Origin of the sequence: Methylobacterium dankookense, from assembly GCF_902141855.1 — a bacterium.
Lineage (GTDB): Bacteria > Pseudomonadota > Alphaproteobacteria > Rhizobiales > Beijerinckiaceae > Methylobacterium > Methylobacterium dankookense.
The window spans coordinates 1-1,246 of the sequence record NZ_CABFVH010000120.1 but is presented as its reverse complement, the minus strand read 5'-3'; the positions used below and the strand labels follow the sequence as shown (position 1 = coordinate 1,246).

Genomic DNA, 1,246 nt, shown 5'->3' with positions numbered 1-1,246 from the left:
TGACCTGACCGGCTGGCTTTGGACCGGGCTGATTGAGAGGATCAGCCAGGACTGAAGGAGTCGGACATGCGGCGAGGTCAGAAGACGAGCGCGGAGCAGGTTGTGCTGAAGCTGCGCCAGATCGAGGTGCAGACCGCCCAGGGCAAGAGCTTGGCGTTGGCGTGCAAGGAGGCAGAGATCTCCGAGCAGAGCTATTACCGCTGGCGCAAGGAGTACGGCGGCCTGCAGGTCGATCAAGCCAGGAAGATGAAGGATCTTGAGCGCGAGAATGCTCGGCTGCGCCGCCTCGTGGCGGATCTATCCCTGGAGAAGCAGGTGCTGGCGGACGTCGCCTCGGGAAACTTGTAGCCCCCGAGCGACGCCGGCAGGCGGTGGATGCCATCCAGGAGAAGTACGGCCTCTCGGAGCGTCACGCCTGCCGGATCGTCGGTCAGCACCGCGGCACGCAGCGCTACGTGCCCACCGTGTCGGCCGACGAGGATGCGCTGACCCGCGCCATCATCGCTCTGGCGTCCGAGTACGGGCGCTATGGCTACCGCCGCGTCACCGCGCTGCTGCAGGCAGCGGGCTGGCAGGTGGGCAAGGATCGGGTTCAGCGTATCTGGCGTCGCGAGGGGCTGAAGGTCCCCAGCCGACATAGACCCCGAAGCCGCCTGTGGCTGAACGACGGCTCGTGCGTACGGCTGCGTCCGCTCCACCGCAACCACGTCTGGAGCTTCGACTTCGTGCAGGCACAGACACATGACGGGCGGAGCCTGCGCATCCTGACGCTGATCGACGAGCACAGCCGGGCCTGCCTCGCGCTGAAGGTGGCGCGGCGCATCAACAGCCTCGGGGTGATCGAAGCGCTGGCCGACGCGATGTGCCTGCACGGCATTCCCGAGCACATCCGCTGCGACAATGGTCCGGAAATGATCGCGAAGGCGCTGCGCAAGTGGGTCGCCAAGGTCGGACCGCAGATCCAGTACATCGCACCCGGCTCGCCGTGGGAGAACGGATACTGCGAAAGCTTCAACGGCAAGCTTCGTGATGAGTGCCTACGTCAAGAAATCTTCTACTCGTTGAGGGAGGCGCAGACTGTGATCGCCCTCTGGCAGAACACCTATAACCGCGTCCGGCCGCACTCGTCGCTGGGCTACCGGCCACCTGCGCCCGTCACCGTCCCGGATCGAGCCTTCCGGCTACCCATGGCCGCCACCATGCAGTAGCCTCTCAATCGGCTCGGTCCAAAATGCCGGTCAGGTCA

1 protein-coding gene is annotated in these 1,246 nt (G+C 65.2%); it reads left to right on the top strand.

The window, feature by feature from the left end; all coding sequences use genetic code 11:
* The first annotated feature begins 66 nt into the window (after positions 1-66).
* Positions 67-1,208, top strand: a protein-coding gene (locus MTDSW087_RS29830; protein WP_144769405.1) for an IS3 family transposase whose coding sequence is annotated in 2 segments (ribosomal slippage) — positions 67-334 and positions 334-1,208 — 1,143 coding nt in all. Because the reading frame shifts where the segments join, the coding sequence is not laid out codon by codon here.
* The last annotated feature ends 38 nt before the right edge of the window (positions 1,209-1,246 follow it).